Raw genomic sequence first — 15,744 nt, 5'->3', positions numbered from 1 at the left:
AGGTTGGCAAAACGTCCTTTCACGGCCGAAATCATTGCACTGGGTCCCCTGATAGAGTCTGTTGACGCAGGGTCGCAACGGGCCTGTATCAACACAAGTCTCTGGTGTCGGAATAATGGCAAAAAGCTACGCCAACGTCGTTTTCAGAACGCTTGAGGTCGATCCACAGTGGTGGCTTGAAAAAACGCCCGGGCTCGCGGGTCACCGGCATAGGCCACGTTGATACGCTGCCAGTCACCGGGCTCGCCGGTGGGGCTGAAGGCCGTCGCTGAAGACAGCAGGACACCGAAGCGCTGTGCCTGGGCCCGCACCTGAGCGTAGTCGGCCATCCGGGATCGCGCCCAGATGAACAAGCCCCCGGCGGGCTTGCCGAAGACCTCCCACTCAGCGTCTTCAAGCACTTGCAGGGCGGCCTCCCGGTCGCTGTTCAAACGCTGGCGTTGTCGCTGTACCAACTTGCGGTAGGCACCACTGGCCAACAGGCAAGCCAGCACCGATTCGCAAAACCGTGACGCGCCCATGCTGCTGATCATCTTGACCTCGGCCAGTCGCGAAACAACCCCGGCGCCGGCAACTACAAAACCGACCCGCAACGAGCTGCTGAGGGTTTTGGAGAAACTGCCGACGTAGATCACATTGTCCGCGGTATCCAGCGCGGCGAGCCGCGTACCGGCTCCGCTGGATAAATCCGCATAGACGTCATCTTCGACGACCAGCGCACAGTGGGTTTTCGCCAGTTGCAGAACCCGCTGTGCCACCTTCGGCGTCAGGCTGCTGCCCGTAGGATTGTGATGGAAACTGTTGATGAACAATGCACGGGGCCGGTACTGCAGGAGCAGCGCCTCGAGCACTTCGATATCGGGCCCGCTCGGCGTTCGCGGCACCTCGATCATGTTGATGCCGTGCAGCCTGAGCAGCTTGAACAGCATCGAGTACCCGGGACTTTCCACCACCACGCACTCCCCCGGCTTGAGCAAGGTGCGCACAATCAGATCAAGCCCCTGGCTGGCGCCCGCCGTTGTCAGGATCTGGCGCTCCTGCACGGCGATATCCAGTTGTAGCAGGCGCTTGAGAATCTGTTGGCGCAGGGCTGGCAAACCTAGCGGGGTGCCGTAGTTGAACAGGCCCGCCATGTCGGTGCGACTGACCTGACGGATCGCGTAACCCAGGTCGTCAGTCTCGCGCCAGCTTACGGGCAATCCACCACAGCCCAGCTTCAGCTCACCCAAGACGCCATCGTGCTTTACCGCCGCGCCTTCGAACCAGGAGCAATCCCGTTGCCTGCGAGCAGCCAACGCCGGGTCGGCGACAAAAAAGCCGCCGCCCTGACGCGACGCCAGCACCCCTTCAGCTACCAGGCGCTCACACGCTTCAACGACGCTGGACTGACTGAGCAGATTATCCCGCGCGATTTGCCGCGCAGAAGGTAAACGCGTGCCCGGCAATACCTCGCTTTGACGGAGCCAGCCCGCCAGCGCGTCGACAATTTGCTGGACGAGCGGCACCAAGGCCTGTCGATCGATTCTCAATTCCATGAGCAAGCAAACTCCTGTTCGTTTTGCTGGAACAGTTAATCACAGGAACGCTCGATCGGATGTGCGACAACGCCGCCAGAACCTTCGGTTCTAACCATTGGAAACACATTGTCCGGCCCTTCACCGAAGATGAAAAAAAACCATGAATGTGGGTCAGAATGCCGTGACGCCACCGTCCACCGCCAACGAGTGGCCGGTGGTGAACGCTGCACCATCGCTGCACAGGTACAGCACCGCGCTGGCAATCTCCTCGACCTTGCCAATGCGACCCACCGGATGCATGGCATTGGCGAACTCGCCCTTCTTGGGATCCGCTTCATAGGCGCGGCGGAACATGTCGGTATCGATCACCGCCGGACACACCGCATTCACGCGGATCTTTTTCTTGGCGTATTCGATGGCCGCCGATTTGGTCAGGCCGATCACTGCATGTTTCGAGGCCGCGTAGATACTCATCTTCGGCGCAGCGCCCAGGCCGGCCACCGAAGCGGTGTTGACGATCGCACCACCGCCCTGAGCCAGCAACAAGGGCAATTGGTACTTCATGCACAGCCAGACACCTTTGACATTGACGCCCATGATCGCGTCGAATTCGTCGGTCGTCCCCTCGGCCAGCTTGCCTTTCTCGATTTCGATGCCGGCGTTGTTGAAGGCATAGTCGAGACGGCCGTAGGTACTCACGACTTCGTCCATCAGGTTTTTTACATCGCTTTCCAGCGTGACGTTGCAACGCACGAAAGTTGCTTCACCGCCCGCCGTGCGAATCAACGCCACCGTGCCCTCGCCACCCGCCGTGTCGAGGTCGGCCACCACCACCTTCAAGCCTTCGGCGGCGAACGCCTGGGCAGTCGCGCGGCCAATACCGGCGGCCGCGCCTGTCACCACTGCCACCTGGCCGGAAAACGTCATGCTCATTGTTATGTCCTCGTAGAGAAGATGCGGGGGGTCCGCGTGCCGCAGTCTAGCCACAGGCATCCGTAGCGCGGCAGCACTATCAGAAGGCCGGTTGAGTGCCCATGAGTGACAGTGATAAAACCACCCGACTAGTCATCACTGTTCTGGATCGGACTGCATTCGCCGCATCGGCCCGACTTGCGGCATTGATCATGAAGGGCTATCAACAAGTCTTCATTCATCTTGAGTGCCTGTCATGACTACCCAGACCAATCGCCAGTTCCTGCTCGCCAAACGTCCGGTGGGTGCGGCTACCCGCGAGACCTTTACCTATCAGCAAGTACCGGTCGGCGAACCGGCCACGGGTCAGATTCTGGTCAAAAACGAATACTTGTCCCTGGACCCGGCCATGCGAGGCTGGATGAACGAGGGCAAGTCCTATATTCCGCCAGTGGGTATCGGCGAAGTCATGCGTGCATTGGGTGTAGGCCAGGTCATTGCTTCGAACCATTCGGATTTTGCGGTCGGCGACTACGTCAACGGTGCCCTGGGCGTGCAGGATTATTTCCTCGGCGAGCCACGGGGTTTCTACAAAGTCGATCCGAAACTGGCACCGCTGCCGCGCTTTCTTTCAGCACTGGGCATGACCGGGATGACCGCCTACTTCGCCCTGCTCGACGTCGGTGCGCCCAAGGCCGGTGACACCGTGGTGCTCTCTGGCGCGGCCGGCGCGGTAGGCAGCATTGCCGGGCAGATTGCCAAGCTCAAGGGTTGCCGCGTCGTCGGCATCGCGGGCGGTGCCGACAAGTGCCAGTTCCTGATCGACGAACTGGGTTTTGACGGCGCCATCGACTACAAGAACGAAGACGTCCACGCCGGGCTCAAGCGTGAGTGTCCGAAAGGTGTGGATGTGTACTTCGATAACGTCGGCGGCGATATCCTCGACGCCGTGCTGAGCCGCCTGAATTTGAAGGCACGGGTGGTGATTTGCGGCGCCATCAGCCAGTACAACAACAAGGAAGCGGTCAAAGGTCCGGCCAACTACCTGTCGCTGCTGGTCAACCGCGCGCGGATGGAAGGTTTCGTGGTGATGGATTACGCCGCACAGTACGCCGCTGCCGCGCAGGAAATGGCTGGCTGGATGGCCAAGGGGCAGCTCAAGAGCAAGGAAGACATCGTCGAAGGACTCGAGACGTTCCCGGAGACGCTGATGAAATTGTTCAGCGGTGAGAATTTCGGCAAATTGGTGCTGAAGGTTTAACGCAGGCCTGTAGGAGCCGGCTTGCTGGCGAAGGCATCACCACGGTGGAACAGATACACCGCGGTGATGCCATCCCTGTAGGAGCCGGCTTGCTGGCGATGCAGGCACCGCGGTGTATCAGGTACACCGCGGTGATGCCTTCGCCAGCAAGCCGGCTCCTACGAGTGATCAGGCGAGTTCGGCCACTACGGCAGCGAGGGCCTTGGCCGGATCTGCCGCCTGGCTGATCGGACGGCCGATTACCAGATAGTCGGAACCGGCATCCAGCGCCTGACGCGGGGTCAGAATACGGCGCTGATCGTCCTGGGCGCTGCCCGCCGGACGAATCCCCGGGGTCACCAGTTGCAGCGACGGGTGAGCCGATTTCAGGGCCCGGGCTTCCAGGGCCGAACAGACCAGACCGTCCATCCCGGCTTTTTCCGCCAGTGCGGCCAGACGCAGCACCTGCTCCTGCGGCTCGATGTCCAGGCCGATACCCGCCAGGTCCTCACGTTCCATGCTGGTCAGCACGGTCACGCCGATCAACAGCGGCTTCGGGCCGGTGCGCTGGTCGAGCACTTCACGGCAGGCGGCCATCATGCGCAGACCACCGGAACAGTGCACGTTGACCATCCACACGCCCATTTCCGCAGCCGCCTTGACGGCCATGGCGGTGGTATTCGGGATGTCGTGGAACTTGAGGTCCAGGAATACTTCGAAACCCTTGTCACGCAGGGTGCCAACGATTTCCGAGGCGCAGCTGGTAAACAGTTCTTTACCGACTTTGACCCGGCACAGCTTCGGGTCCAACTGATCGGCCAGCTTCAGTGCGGCGTCACGGGTAGGGAAATCCAGGGCGACGATGATAGGAGTCTGGCAGGCGGACATGAGTGGGCTCTCAGGCAGGTCGAAATCGGCGCGCATTGTAGCGGAACCAGCGGCGCTGCGGGACCCGATGATCGGTAAATCGTCGAGTCAGCTCCCGCAAGCCTAGCCCCTGCGCCCCTTGTGTCGAGTCAGATACACACCTGACACACCCACACCTGGATGAATAGCGCACCCGCGATGCCTCTCAAGGCCGGCGATCCTCAACCCGGGCTTGAGTCTTGCTCCAGTCGGTCAGCAAGCTGTAAGCCACGGCCAACAAGGTCGGCCCGATAAACAAACCGATGAACCCAAACGCAATCAGCCCGCCAAACACCCCAAGCAATACAATCACCAAGGGCAAATTGCCACCCCTACTGATCAGGTAAGGCTTGAGCACGTTGTCGACCCCACTGATGATGAACATCCCCCAGCACCCGAGGAAGACCGCCATCCCGTATTCACCCTTCCAGGCCAGCCAGGCCGTGGCAGGAATCCACACCAGCGGTGGTCCCATCGGAATCAGACTCAGCAAGAACGTGACGATCCCCAACACCAGCGCCCCGGGAACCCCGGCAATCAGGAACCCGATCAACGCCAGAACCGCCTGAGCCGCCGCCGTCCCGATGACCCCGTTCACCACGCGTTGCACCGTTCCCGCCACCAGTTCGATGTAATAGCCGGCTCGATCACCGATCAGCCGCTGCAGCAGCCCATGAACAAACGCCGCCAACCGCGGCCCGTCGCGGTAGAAAAAGAACACGAAGACAATGCTCAACGTCAGTTCGAGAATCCCGCCGCCGATCTGCGCACTGCGCGCCAGCAACCAGTTACCGACCTGGCCCAGATAGGGCTTGATCGCCAGCATCATCGCCGCGCCCTGCTGATCGATACTGTTCCAGATCCCCAGCAACCGCTCGCCCACCAAGGGAATACTGCCCAGCCAGACCGGTGCTTCGGGCAGGCCATCGACATGCACATCCTTGATGAACGCCGTGACATCACGCACATGGTCCGCCAGGTTGAACCCCAGCCATACCAGCGGCGCCGCCACCAGCACCATCCAGCCCATGGTCAGCAGCGCCGCCGCCAGGGATTCGCGCCCGTTGAGCCAGCGGGTCAGCAAACGCATCAGCGGCCAGCTGGCGAAGGCCAGCACCGCGCCCCAGAACAACGCGGACCAGAACGGCGCCATCACCCAGAAACTCGCGCCAAACAGCACCAGGAGCAGGATCTGCACCAACAGCCGATCGTTATTGATCATCCCAATCTCGAAAAAAAGTCAGTCAGCCAAAAAGTAGGTGAACACGCGAGCACGTTCACCCGATATAGCTTATCGCAACAGTTCGAGGTGCAGGCCAGAGCCTTCGACACTGCCGGCTTCCATTCTGGCCGTACGCACACCCTGCCCGATCAGGGCCTGGCGCCAGGCTTCGGCCTTGGGCCCGGAAACACTGACCCGCAAGGTGGTGTCAAGATTCAATCCGCGGGAGATCAAGCGCAGCCAGGTCTCGTCGGGATCGCCGGTCAGTTTGGGGAAATCGAGCTCACCGGTGCTCTTGAGCTCCCGCAATAAGGTCGCGGATGTCGGCAGCACATTGCCCAGCGGCGCCGCGGCGTCGAATTGTTCGACGTGCAGATAGGCTTTGCGATTGCCGCGAGTGATGCTGTAAAGCGCCACCAGTGTGTTGTCCTGCGGCGCGGCCAGACGCAACAGCAGATACGCTTGCTGATCGTCGGCGCCATAGAGCTTGGCGTTGCCGAAGACATCGTTGGCCCACAGGCTGCTTTCCCCGCAATCCCGGGCCTGGCACCAGAACAGCAACTCGGCATCCTGCTTCTGCAGGGATTCGCGGGCGGCAGTGAAGGCGTCGATGGACGAGTGCTCCGGTGGCAACTCGTAGGTGACCGAGGTCGCATTGCCACGGGCGCTGACCTGACCATCGAAGCGCAGCTGGCCGCTGATCTTGCGGATCGAACCCAGCGGGTAGATCCGCTCGAGCTCGACGGACGGGCGATAGTCGACGATCTGCGCATCGGTCATGCGCGGCACGATCGGCAGGTCCTGACTGCCCGGGACATCGGCGGCAAACGATAGAGGACTGAAACAGCACAGCGCCAGCAGACTGAATGAACGCATGGTCGGGCTCATCGGATCAGCATGGCCTGGGCACCTTTGACTACGCTGTCATCATCGATGCGTTCGGGCACCAGTAGACCACGCTGTACTGCCGGGCGCGCCTCCATGGTCGCCATCCAGCGTTGCAAGGCGGACAAACCCTCTACCTCGACACCGGACCACTCGTGGCCACGCACCCATGGAAAGGTCGCAATATCGGCAATGCTGTACTCGCCCGCCAGAAACTCTACCGCTTGCAGGCGCGTGTCGAGCACTTCATAGAGACGACGGGTTTCATGCTGGTAACGGTCGATGGCCCCCTGCAGTTTCTCAGGGAAGTATCGAAAAAACACGTTGGCCTGCCCCTGCATCGGGCCGATTCCGCCCATCTGGAACATCAGCCACTGCAGCACCACCGAGCGCCCTTTCGGGTCCGTGGGCAGCAGCTTGCTGCTCAGTTCAGCGAGATAAACCAGGATGGCGCCGGATTCGAACACGGCAAAATCACCGTTGGCGCGGTCGACAATCGCCGGGATCCGGCCATTGGGATTGATCTTGAGGAAGTCCTCGGATTTCTGTTCCTTTTTGTCGAAACTCAAGGCGTGCACCCTGTAGGGCAGGCCGAGTTCCTCGAGCACGATAGAGACCTTGTGGCCATTCGGGGTCGCAGCGGTGTAGAGATCTATCATGGTTGTCTCCCATTTCAACCCGCCCAGCCTCGACAGTTGCCCGGCGCAAGTCAAGGAACGGCGAAGAACCGATTGAAACAGTCTGCGACAAGGTCGGCGCCGGTTTCGTCATTCAGGTGCAAATGATGGCCGCCAGGCAGCTGTTCACGGCAAAAGGGTAGACGTTCCAGCAGCTCGTGATGTTTAGCGAGCATGCCGTCGGCCGCGACCACCAGTCTTGCAGGACAACCTATCCGCTGGACGAAGGCCATTGCCTGTTCGTTGGTCAGACGCAGCGGCGATGGCAATGTAAGACGGTTATCGGTGCGCCAGGTGTAACCGCCCGGTACCGGCATCAGGCCCCGTTGCGCCAACAGCTCGGCGGCTTCGCGACTGACCGCCACCAGACCTTTCATGCGCGCTTCGATGGCGCGATCGAGGGTGTGGTAGACCGGTTTGCGTTTCTCCTTTAGACCCAGCTGTGCTTGCAGGGCCATGCCCATGCGCTCGGCGGCATTTTCGCCTTTGTCTGTAGGAGGAATGATGCCGTCGATCAAGGCCAGATGGGTCACCCGCTCCGGCAAAGACCCGGCCAGCACCAGGGAAACAATCGCCCCCAGCGAGTGCCCCAGTAACCCGAAGCGTTTCCAGCCCAGTTGTTCGGCCACTTGCAGCACGTCATGGGCGTAATCCCAGAGCGCGTAACCGGCACCCACGGGCCGATGCCCGGAGTGACCATGGCCGGCCATGTCCAGGGCGATGATGCGCAGCCCCTTGAGCTTCGGTGCCAGCCGGGCAAAGCTGTTGGCGTTGTCCAGCCAGCCGTGCAAGGCGATCACCGGGACACCGTCTTCCGGTCCGAACAGATGCGCCGCCAATTCGATATGCGGCAGGCTCAGGCGAACTTCTTCAACGACAGGGCTCATGCGCAATCCTGCTGGCGGCGACCTTCCCAGCGGCTGAACAGATTCTTCAGCAGCATGGCCGTATCCTGGGGACGTTCCAGCGGAAACATGTGGCCGCCGGGCATGGTCAGTGACTCGCCCAGCGGCATGCGCCCGACGACACTGGCGTGATGACGCATGACCACCCGACTCTTGTGCCCGCGAACTACCGCCAATGGTACTTTCAGCTGCCGCGCCCGGCCCGGGCTGGTGTGGGGCACGCCGCGGTAGATACTGATTTCCGTGGCCGGGTCGAAGCGCAGGCGCAGCGTGTCGCCAACCTGTTGCAAACCGTGTTGCAGATAAGCATCGAAGCATTCCGGGTCGAAACCACGGAACAAGGTCTTACCGGCGAAATACACTCGCGCAGCTTGCAGGTCGGCGAACTCTTCGCGACGGCCCAGGGTGCGACCGGCAGGGGTCAGGCGGTCGATGAAACCGAAGCGCTTGGCGGCGCGGATGACCCATTGATCGGCACGGGTCAGCACGGGTGAATCGAGCATCACCACGCCGCGATACAACTCGGGGCAACGCAGGGCCGCATGCAAATGCAACACACCGCCGAAGGAATGCCCGACACCCCACACCGGTTCCGATTGCTGCTTGAGGTGATGAATCAACTCGTCGACCAGGTTGTGCCAATTGTCGTCCGCCGGGAAACGCGGATCGTGGGCGTGTTGCTCCAGATGCGTCACCTGATACTCGGGCGCCAGCGCCGCGAACAATTTGCCGTAGGTTCCCGAAGGAAAGCCATTGGCGTGGGCGAAAAAAATCTGTTGCGGCATACAGGCAAATCCATGAGCGAGAACAGGCGTTGATTGTCCGTAAGACCAGGTCCTACAGCAATGACCATAACTGTCAGCAATGGTGGTAGGAAATGTCGCAAATATCAAAGATCGCAAGGTACGCGGTGGAGCTGCCGCAGGCTGCGATCTTTTGATCCATCAACCCTCAATCAACGCGCCGGCGGATTCTCACCCAACGGCACCACCGCCATGGTCAACCGCGACACACAACTGGCCTTGCCCTCGTCACTGCTCAGCCGAATGTCCCAGACATGGGTCGTACGTCCAATGTGAATCGCCCTGGCCACCGCCGTCACCCGCCCACTGCGCAGGCCGCGCAAATGGTTGGCGTTGATTTCCAGGCCCACGCAATAAAACTTGCTGGTGTCGATGCACAGGTAACTGGCCATGGAGCCGACGGATTCGGCCAGCACCACCGAGGCGCCGCCGTGCAGCAGGCCGTAAGGCTGGTGAGTGCGGTGGTCGATGACCATGCTGGCGGTCAGGGACGCTTCATCGAAGTCTTCGAAGCGGATATCCAGCACTTCGCCGATGGTGTTTTTCTGGATTGCGTTCAACTGCTCGATGTTGGGAGTGGTACGCCACAAACTCATTGCTGACATCCTTTGTTGGTTTTTATTCGTCACTCAATCCTGCCACAGCACTGCTTCGCTGCGCTCGCTCCATTCTTCGAACCGGGCACCGTAAGCCGCTTCGATCATGTTGCGCTTGATCTTCAGGGTCGGCGTCAGGAAGCCGTTTTCCACGGCCCAACTGTCCTTGACCACCACCAGCCGCCGCAAGCGCTCATGTTGGTCGAGTACACCGTTAACCTCCTCCAGGAGCTTTTCCAGGCTGGAATGCAGGCCTGCGCGCGCGGTGCCGCCCGCGTCCTGTTGCCCGACCGCCGAGAGCACGCACAAACCCAGCGGCGCACTCAATCCAGCACCGACCACGCACACCTGCTCGATCCGCGAATGCACCGCCAGCCGATTTTCGATCGGCGCCGGGGCGACGTATTTGCCGGTGCTGGTCTTGAAGATTTCCTTCAGGCGTCCGGTCAGGCGCAGGTTGCCTTCGGCGTCTTGCTCGCCCTTGTCACCGGTGCGCAGGAAGCCGTCTTCAGTGAGGGTTTCGGCGGTTTTTTCCGGTTCCTTGAAATACCCGAGCATGGTCGCGCCGCTGCGCACCAGCACTTCGCCGGACGGCTCGATGCGCACCTCCACCTCGGGGCATGGCTTGCCGATCCAGCCGGGCTTGTTCTCACCGGGCCGGCCAACGTGCGAATAGCCGCAGTTCTCGGTCATCCCGTACACCTCCAGCACATCCAGCCCCAGCTTTTGGTACCACAGCAGCAAGGACTGCGGCACGGGCGCTGCGCCGGACAAGGCCACGCGCAAGGCGTCCAGCCCCAATCCGGCAAGGACTTTGTGCCCCACCCGCTTGCCGATCACCGGCAAGCCCAGCAGGAAGTCGAGACGCTTTGCCGCAATTTTGCCGTACACGCCCATCTGGAACCGGGTCCAGATTCGCGGCACGCCGAACATCGCGGTCGGCCGCGCACGCTGCAGATCGGTAAGGAAGGTGTCGAGGCTCTCGGCAAAGAATACGGTTTGCCCGCTATAGACCGACGCCAGTTCGACGAACATCCGCTCGGCGACGTGGCACAGCGGCAGGTAGGACAGCAGTCGGTCCGACTCGTTGAGACCGAACAATTGCGTGCCACGGGTGGTGGCAAACCCCAGGTTGGCGAAGCTGTGCATCACGCCCTTGGGCAGGCCGGTGGTGCCGGAGGTGTAAATGATCGTCGCCAATTGGTCGGCGGACGGCTTGGGATCATCCTGGATCGGTGAGCTCGCTTGCAGGTCGGCCCAGCTGAAATCGAAAGTTCCGGGCGGGTGCAATGGCAGGCTGATGGTCGGCAGATCGGGATTGACCCCACGGGACAGGCCAGGCCAGTCATCGAGTTTGCCGATGAACGCCAGCGCCGCCTCCGAATGTTCCAGTACTTGGGCGACGGACTCGGCCGTGAGATTCGGGTACAGCGGCACCGAAACATGTCCGGCCATCCAGATCGCCAGGTCGGCAATGATCCAGTGGGCGCAGTTTTTCGAGATCAGGGCGATGTGACTGCCTTGGGGCAATTCCCGCGCACGCAACCAATGCGCGGCGCATCGCGCTTGATGCCCGACGTCTTCCCAGGTCAGGGTTTCGACCTGTCCGCCACCCATGGGCTGGACCAGAAAGCGCTGGCGGGGATGACGGGCTTCGCGCTCGTAGAAGACGTCCAGCGGCAAACGAAAAGCGACTGACATGCGACTCGCTCCTTTGTTTTTGTTCTGGAGCAAGCGTAGTCAACCAAGCAGTTGCTTGGTTGACTATTTCATACATAAATCAGCAACGCCGCCGCCCTTGTGGGAGCGAGACCGGCTTGCCGGCGAATGGAGACGCCTCGACATAGCTGATAAACCGAGGTGCTGCATTCGCGAGCAGGCTCGCTCCCACAAAAGCAAAAGCGGTTATGGGTGCTTGATGCCGTTGAGCTTCATCGCCCCCGCCAGCGGCCCTTCGCCTTCGAGCTCGGCAAGCCCGGCGGTGGGCACCGATTCCCGGTCCTGAACATGGCCGTGCTGAAGATAACCGAGCAGGTTGCCCACCAGCGGGTTATGACTGACCAGCAGCGCATGATCGACAGACACCAACTGCTCCGCCACCGTTTGCGGGCGGTAGTCGGGTGTCAGCCACTCGACGGTGCGAATTTCCGGTTGAAAGCCCAGGGCTTCACGGACCAGCTGGGCGGTTTCCTGCGCTCGCAGGAAAGGGCTGGCATAGATCGCGGTGAGCGGCTGGCCGAGCAATTCGGCGGCAGTGCGCAACACCTCTTCACGCCCCTTGATGGTCAATGCCCGCTCGGAGTCCGGACGAGTACCGTGTGGCTCGGCTTCACCATGACGCAATACCCAGAGTTTCATAATTTCGGTTCCTCATCTCGAGCCGGATGCGGCGCTGGCGCCACAACGTGTGGCGCCTCACCTTCCGGCGTACGCGGCGTCGGCCAGTCCGCGAACGGCCAGGGCTTCTGGTCGCTGTGAAAACTGCCGAAACGACCGATCTGTGCCAGGAACTGGCTCAGGCTGTCGCCGAAGTTCATCAGGCTGGCGCTCGGGGCGCCATAGATCAAACGATAGATCAGTTGAACCAGCACCACCGCGCCCAGGATGAATTGCGCCACTTGCCAGACCAGCAAGAAGACGATCATCCACAGCACGCGCAGCAGGATGGATTCGTACCTGGCTTCTACTTTCGGATCGTTCATGTCTCGCTCCCTGCCCCTGTCAATTGAGTGCTCAGTTGAAACCACTGGTGGAAATAAAGTCGACGTCGGTTTTCGGCTCGGCACGCATCAATAGACCAATCACCTGCTCCAGCGTGCGCCCTTCGAACAGGATGGCATGGAGCCCGGCGACCAGCGGCATATACACGCCAACTTCCTGGGCCTTGGCCTTGAGCACTTTCAGGGTGTTGACGCCTTCGGCCACCTCGCCCAGACGCGTCACTGCGTCTTCCAGGCTCAACCCCTGGCCGAGGGCGAACCCGACCTGGTAGTTACGGCTTTTCGGCGACGAACAGGTGACGATCAAATCGCCCACGCCTGCCAGCCCGAGGAAAGTCATGGGGTTGGCACCCTGATTCACCGCGAAGCGAGTCATTTCCGCCAGCGCCCGGGTGATCAACATGCTCTTGGTATTTTCACCCATGCCCAGCGCCACCGCCATGCCGGCGATGATCGCGTAGACGTTTTTCAGCGCCCCACCCAACTCCACACCGAAGCGGTCGGCGCTGGCGTAGACGCGAAAGGTGCGACCGTGCAGCGCGGCCTGGACTTGCTGGCAGAGGTCTTCGTCTTCGCTGGCGACCACCGTGGCGGTCAGCGCGTGTTCGGCGATTTCACGGGCCAGGTTCGGTCCGGACAGTACGCCGATGCGCGCTTGCGGCGCGATCTCTTCGAGGATCTCGCTCATCAGCTTGAAGGTGTGGGCTTCGATGCCTTTGGTCAGGCTCACCAGCAATTTGCCGCGCAAACGTTCGGCATGCGGCGCCAGTACCGAGCGCAGTGCGCTGGACGGCAGCGCAACGAAACTCAGGTCGCAGGCTTCCAGGGTGGCTTGCAGGTCGGTGACCGCTTCCACGGCCGGCAGAATCTTGATGCCTTTGAGATAGCGCGGGTTTTCGCGATTGACCCGAATGGCCTCGGCCTGCTCGGGGTCACGCATCCACAGCCGCACCTGATGCCCGTTCTCGGCCAGCAGATTAGCCACGGCGGTACCAAAACTTCCGCCTCCCAGGACCGCAATTGGGCGCTGTTCAGTCATATGCAATCCGTTAATCCATACCAGTGGCGATATCGGCATTATACGGAGCAGCCCAGTGGCGGCCAGCCCCTGTATCAATTACCGGCACTTGTACGAAGAAGACCAATAAATCCGCGGAAAATGCCGCCATCGTGACTGGAAAAGTCGACCGGCTCGGTTAACATGCGCGCCAATTGTTCCCTATCAAGGATGTTGTCGTGTCGTTTGGCTCTCCATCACCCCGCTCGCCGCTGGTGCTGGCGCTGATTTTCAGCCCGCCCTTGTTGGCCGACGACCTGTTCCTTGACAGCGAGCCGCTACCGCAAGTGCTGACGGCCACGCGCTTGAAGCAGTCGCCGGCCGCGGTGCCGGGAAGCATGACGGTGCTCGACAGCCAACTGATCAACGCCAGCGGCGCCCGAGACATCAGCGAGCTGCTGCGCCTGGTGCCGGGGATGATGGTCGGCAACATCAGCGGTAATCAGGCGGCGGTGAATTACCACGGCACCAACGCCAGCGAAGCGCGGCGCATGCAAGTGCTGATCGACGGTCGCTCGGTGTACCGCGCCGGCTTGGCCACGGTGGACTGGAGCGACATTCCGGTGGCGATGGAGGACATCGAGCGCGTCGAAGTTTTCCGCGGCCCGAACACCGTCAGCTATGGCGCCAATGCGTTGATGGCGGTGATCAACATCATCACGCGCACCCCGGCGGACAGCCATGGCACGCGCCTCAAAGTCACCCGTGGCCAGCGCGGTATCGACGACTTCTACGCGAGCCAGGGCGTGGGCTGGGATGGCGGCGATTTGCGCCTGTCGTTGTCGGGCCAGCAAGACGACGGCTTCGACTCGGACCGCCAGGGTGCGGACTACCGCGACAGCCGGCGCTTGAACCGCTTCAACCTGGCCGTCAGTCAGACGCTCGATGAAAACCAGAGTATCGATTGGCAATTGAACGCCAAGGACGGGAGCAACCAGCGGCCCTATACCTATCAGCCGGTGTTCTCGGGAGTGACCGATGCCGGGAACAATTCCGACGTCATCGCCAAGGATTACGCCGCTTCCTTGCGCTGGAATCTCGACATCGATCCCGATCACAGCCTGTATATTCAGGGCTCGGCACAGCACTGGGATCGCCAGCAGACCTGGCGCGCCTGTGATGCCGAGGTCTCGTTCAGCCCGCAGCTGAGCGAACTCTGGCAGCTCAACCCGAATTACACTGAACGCCTGGCGCGCAACATGGAACGCTTCACCGGCCCCGGCGCACCACCCGGCACGGCGGCGGAACAAGCCCTGGCCAATCAGGTGCTGGAGCAATGGCGCAACGGCGCCAGCCGAACCCTGTGCGGCGACATCGACCAGAGCGCCCGCGAGTCGCGCTACGACCTTGAATTGCAGGACACCCTCAGCCTGTCCGACAGTCTGCGACTGGTCAGCGGCTTGAACTATCGTTACGACCGGGCAAACTCCGAGACCTACTTCGATGGCACGCTCGACGACACCAGCTGGCGGGTGTTCGGCCAACTGGAGTGGCGCGCCACGGAGCACTGGTTGCTGCAGGGCGGCGCGATGTTCGAAGACTCGCAACTGATCGGCAGTTCGCTGACCCCGCGGGTGGCGGTCAACTACCTGATCAACCCGCGTCACGGTGTGCGGGCGGTGTACTCGGAGGCCATCCGTTCGCCGGATATGTTCGAGAACAACGTCAACTGGAGTTACCAGGTGACCAACCTGCGGCCCGGCGCCTATGGCCAGACCAGTGCCCGCTATTTCGTCAAGACCCGCGGCCCCGGCGACCTCGACCAAGAACACATGCGCTCCCGGGAATTGGGCTACAACGGCTACTTCGCCGAGTGGGGACTGGCGGTCGATGTGAAGCTGTTCTACGACGAAATCAGCGGCATGATCAGCGAACCGTTGCGCAATAATCAGTACATCGCCAGCAATTCGAACACCTCGCGCTTCTCGGGAACGGAAACCCAGCTCGACTGGCGCCTGGGCAGCGCCGATCGCTTGCGCCTGACCTATGCCTACGTCGACGCCGAGGCGAGCAATCCGCTGGATGCGCAACTGACCGCCCGCCACAGCGGCTCTGCCGGTTGGCTGCGGGACTGGGGCCGTGGCTGGAACAGCGCACTCTTCTACTATGGCGACGACGCACTCAACGGTTACCGCTTCGAACGGGTCGACACCCGCATCGCCAAACGCATCGATCTGGGCAAGGCCAACCTGGAACTGGCGGGGGTGCTCCAGCAACGGCTGGACAATCAACCTACCACCTTCGTCGACAACAACTATGACGAGCGTCAGGTGATTTACTTCAGCGCAGAGCTGGCGTTCTAAG

General features: G+C 61.4%; 15 protein-coding genes. 2 read left to right on the top strand and 13 right to left on the bottom strand.

Annotated features, from left to right (window positions below):
* Nucleotides 1-143 precede the first annotated feature (143 nt).
* Complete coding sequence (locus tag ACA067_RS06465; protein ID WP_497461059.1) at nucleotides 144-1,535, bottom strand: aminotransferase-like domain-containing protein; 1,392 nt, start codon at nucleotides 1,533-1,535, stop codon at nucleotides 144-146.
* Between the two features lie 153 nt (nucleotides 1,536-1,688).
* Nucleotides 1,689-2,450 carry an SDR family oxidoreductase gene (locus tag ACA067_RS06460; RefSeq protein WP_497461058.1) on the bottom strand — a complete coding sequence of 254 codons (762 nt, stop codon included), beginning with the start codon at nucleotides 2,448-2,450 and terminating at the stop codon, nucleotides 1,689-1,691.
* A 235-nt stretch (nucleotides 2,451-2,685) separates the two neighbouring features.
* Here ACA067_RS06460 and ACA067_RS06455 point away from each other — a divergent pair, with 235 nt between their 5' ends.
* Nucleotides 2,686-3,690 (top strand): NADP-dependent oxidoreductase, encoded by a 1,005-nt coding sequence (locus ACA067_RS06455; RefSeq protein ID WP_497461057.1) that lies wholly within the window; start codon nucleotides 2,686-2,688, stop codon nucleotides 3,688-3,690.
* 168 nt (nucleotides 3,691-3,858) lie between these two features.
* Here the strand turns inward: ACA067_RS06455 and pyrF are convergent, their stop codons facing one another.
* From pyrF to ACA067_RS06400, 11 genes are all read right to left on the bottom strand, one after another.
* Complete coding sequence (gene pyrF, locus ACA067_RS06450; protein WP_185752715.1) at nucleotides 3,859-4,557, bottom strand: orotidine-5'-phosphate decarboxylase; 699 nt, start codon at nucleotides 4,555-4,557, stop codon at nucleotides 3,859-3,861.
* A gap of 184 nt (nucleotides 4,558-4,741) precedes the next feature.
* The gene (locus ACA067_RS06445) at nucleotides 4,742-5,797 is read right to left on the bottom strand and encodes an AI-2E family transporter (protein WP_497461056.1); all 1,056 of its coding nucleotides are present in this window, start codon (nucleotides 5,795-5,797) and stop codon (nucleotides 4,742-4,744) included.
* 69 nt (nucleotides 5,798-5,866) lie between these two features.
* Nucleotides 5,867-6,673: a DUF4892 domain-containing protein gene (locus tag ACA067_RS06440; RefSeq protein WP_497461055.1), complete on the bottom strand. Its 807-nt coding sequence runs from the start codon at nucleotides 6,671-6,673 to the stop codon at nucleotides 5,867-5,869.
* Nucleotides 6,674-6,681: 8 nt separating this feature from the next.
* Nucleotides 6,682-7,341 (bottom strand): glutathione S-transferase family protein, encoded by a 660-nt coding sequence (locus tag ACA067_RS06435; protein ID WP_497461054.1) that lies wholly within the window; start codon nucleotides 7,339-7,341, stop codon nucleotides 6,682-6,684.
* Nucleotides 7,342-7,391: 50 nt separating this feature from the next.
* Entirely contained in the window at nucleotides 7,392-8,246 is an 855-nt protein-coding gene (locus tag ACA067_RS06430; protein ID WP_497461053.1) for an alpha/beta hydrolase, read from the bottom strand.
* Nucleotides 8,243-9,049 (bottom strand): alpha/beta fold hydrolase, encoded by an 807-nt coding sequence (locus ACA067_RS06425; protein ID WP_497461052.1) that lies wholly within the window; start codon nucleotides 9,047-9,049, stop codon nucleotides 8,243-8,245. Before ACA067_RS06425 ends, ACA067_RS06430 begins: the two co-directional genes overlap by 4 nt.
* A 170-nt stretch (nucleotides 9,050-9,219) precedes the next feature.
* Nucleotides 9,220-9,663 (bottom strand): hotdog fold thioesterase, encoded by a 444-nt coding sequence (locus tag ACA067_RS06420; protein ID WP_497461051.1) that lies wholly within the window; start codon nucleotides 9,661-9,663, stop codon nucleotides 9,220-9,222.
* 33 nt (nucleotides 9,664-9,696) lie between these two features.
* Complete coding sequence (locus ACA067_RS06415) at nucleotides 9,697-11,364, bottom strand: AMP-binding protein (protein WP_497461050.1); 1,668 nt, start codon at nucleotides 11,362-11,364, stop codon at nucleotides 9,697-9,699.
* A gap of 204 nt (nucleotides 11,365-11,568) precedes the next feature.
* Nucleotides 11,569-12,021, bottom strand: a complete 453-nt coding sequence (sixA, locus tag ACA067_RS06410; RefSeq protein WP_497461049.1) for a phosphohistidine phosphatase SixA — start codon at nucleotides 12,019-12,021, stop codon at nucleotides 11,569-11,571.
* Nucleotides 12,018-12,365 carry a DUF4389 domain-containing protein gene (locus ACA067_RS06405; RefSeq protein ID WP_128872127.1) on the bottom strand — a complete coding sequence of 116 codons (348 nt, stop codon included), beginning with the start codon at nucleotides 12,363-12,365 and terminating at the stop codon, nucleotides 12,018-12,020. The genes sixA and ACA067_RS06405 overlap by 4 nt, the downstream gene beginning before the upstream one ends.
* 31 nt (nucleotides 12,366-12,396) lie before the next feature.
* The gene (locus tag ACA067_RS06400; protein WP_307342017.1) at nucleotides 12,397-13,422 is read right to left on the bottom strand and encodes an NAD(P)H-dependent glycerol-3-phosphate dehydrogenase; all 1,026 of its coding nucleotides are present in this window, start codon (nucleotides 13,420-13,422) and stop codon (nucleotides 12,397-12,399) included.
* A gap of 197 nt (nucleotides 13,423-13,619) precedes the next feature.
* On the opposite strand from ACA067_RS06400, the gene ACA067_RS06395 reads away from it, so the two are divergent.
* Entirely contained in the window at nucleotides 13,620-15,743 is a 2,124-nt protein-coding gene (locus ACA067_RS06395; protein ID WP_497461048.1) for a TonB-dependent receptor plug domain-containing protein, read from the top strand.
* The last annotated feature ends 1 nt before the right edge of the window (nucleotide 15,744 follow it).

The organism is Pseudomonas sp. LBUM1674 (assembly GCF_059695635.1).
This window is presented reverse-complemented; position numbering and strand designations above follow the sequence as displayed.

Bases quoted from the DNA above. Each gene is read 5' to 3' on its own strand.
- sixA (WP_497461049.1), bottom strand. From the start codon at position 12,021: ATGAAACTCTGGGTATTGCGTCATGGTGAAGCCGAGCCACACGGTACT.
- ACA067_RS06415 (WP_497461050.1), bottom strand. From the start codon at position 11,364: ATGTCAGTCGCTTTTCGTTTGCCGCTGGACGTCTTCTACGAGCGCGAA.
- ACA067_RS06440 (WP_497461055.1), bottom strand. From the start codon at position 6,673: ATGCGTTCATTCAGTCTGCTGGCGCTGTGCTGTTTCAGTCCTCTATCG.
- ACA067_RS06445 (WP_497461056.1), bottom strand. From the start codon at position 5,797: ATGATCAATAACGATCGGCTGTTGGTGCAGATCCTGCTCCTGGTGCTG.
- ACA067_RS06400 (WP_307342017.1), bottom strand. From the start codon at position 13,422: ATGACTGAACAGCGCCCAATTGCGGTCCTGGGAGGCGGAAGTTTTGGT.
- ACA067_RS06455 (WP_497461057.1), top strand. From the start codon at position 2,686: ATGACTACCCAGACCAATCGCCAGTTCCTGCTCGCCAAACGTCCGGTG.
- ACA067_RS06460 (WP_497461058.1), bottom strand. From the start codon at position 2,450: ATGAGCATGACGTTTTCCGGCCAGGTGGCAGTGGTGACAGGCGCGGCC.
- pyrF (WP_185752715.1), bottom strand. From the start codon at position 4,557: ATGTCCGCCTGCCAGACTCCTATCATCGTCGCCCTGGATTTCCCTACC.
- ACA067_RS06405 (WP_128872127.1), bottom strand. From the start codon at position 12,365: ATGAACGATCCGAAAGTAGAAGCCAGGTACGAATCCATCCTGCTGCGC.
- ACA067_RS06435 (WP_497461054.1), bottom strand. From the start codon at position 7,341: ATGATAGATCTCTACACCGCTGCGACCCCGAATGGCCACAAGGTCTCT.
- ACA067_RS06420 (WP_497461051.1), bottom strand. From the start codon at position 9,663: ATGAGTTTGTGGCGTACCACTCCCAACATCGAGCAGTTGAACGCAATC.
- ACA067_RS06425 (WP_497461052.1), bottom strand. From the start codon at position 9,049: ATGCCGCAACAGATTTTTTTCGCCCACGCCAATGGCTTTCCTTCGGGA.
- ACA067_RS06465 (WP_497461059.1), bottom strand. From the start codon at position 1,535: ATGGAATTGAGAATCGATCGACAGGCCTTGGTGCCGCTCGTCCAGCAA.
- ACA067_RS06430 (WP_497461053.1), bottom strand. From the start codon at position 8,246: ATGAGCCCTGTCGTTGAAGAAGTTCGCCTGAGCCTGCCGCATATCGAA.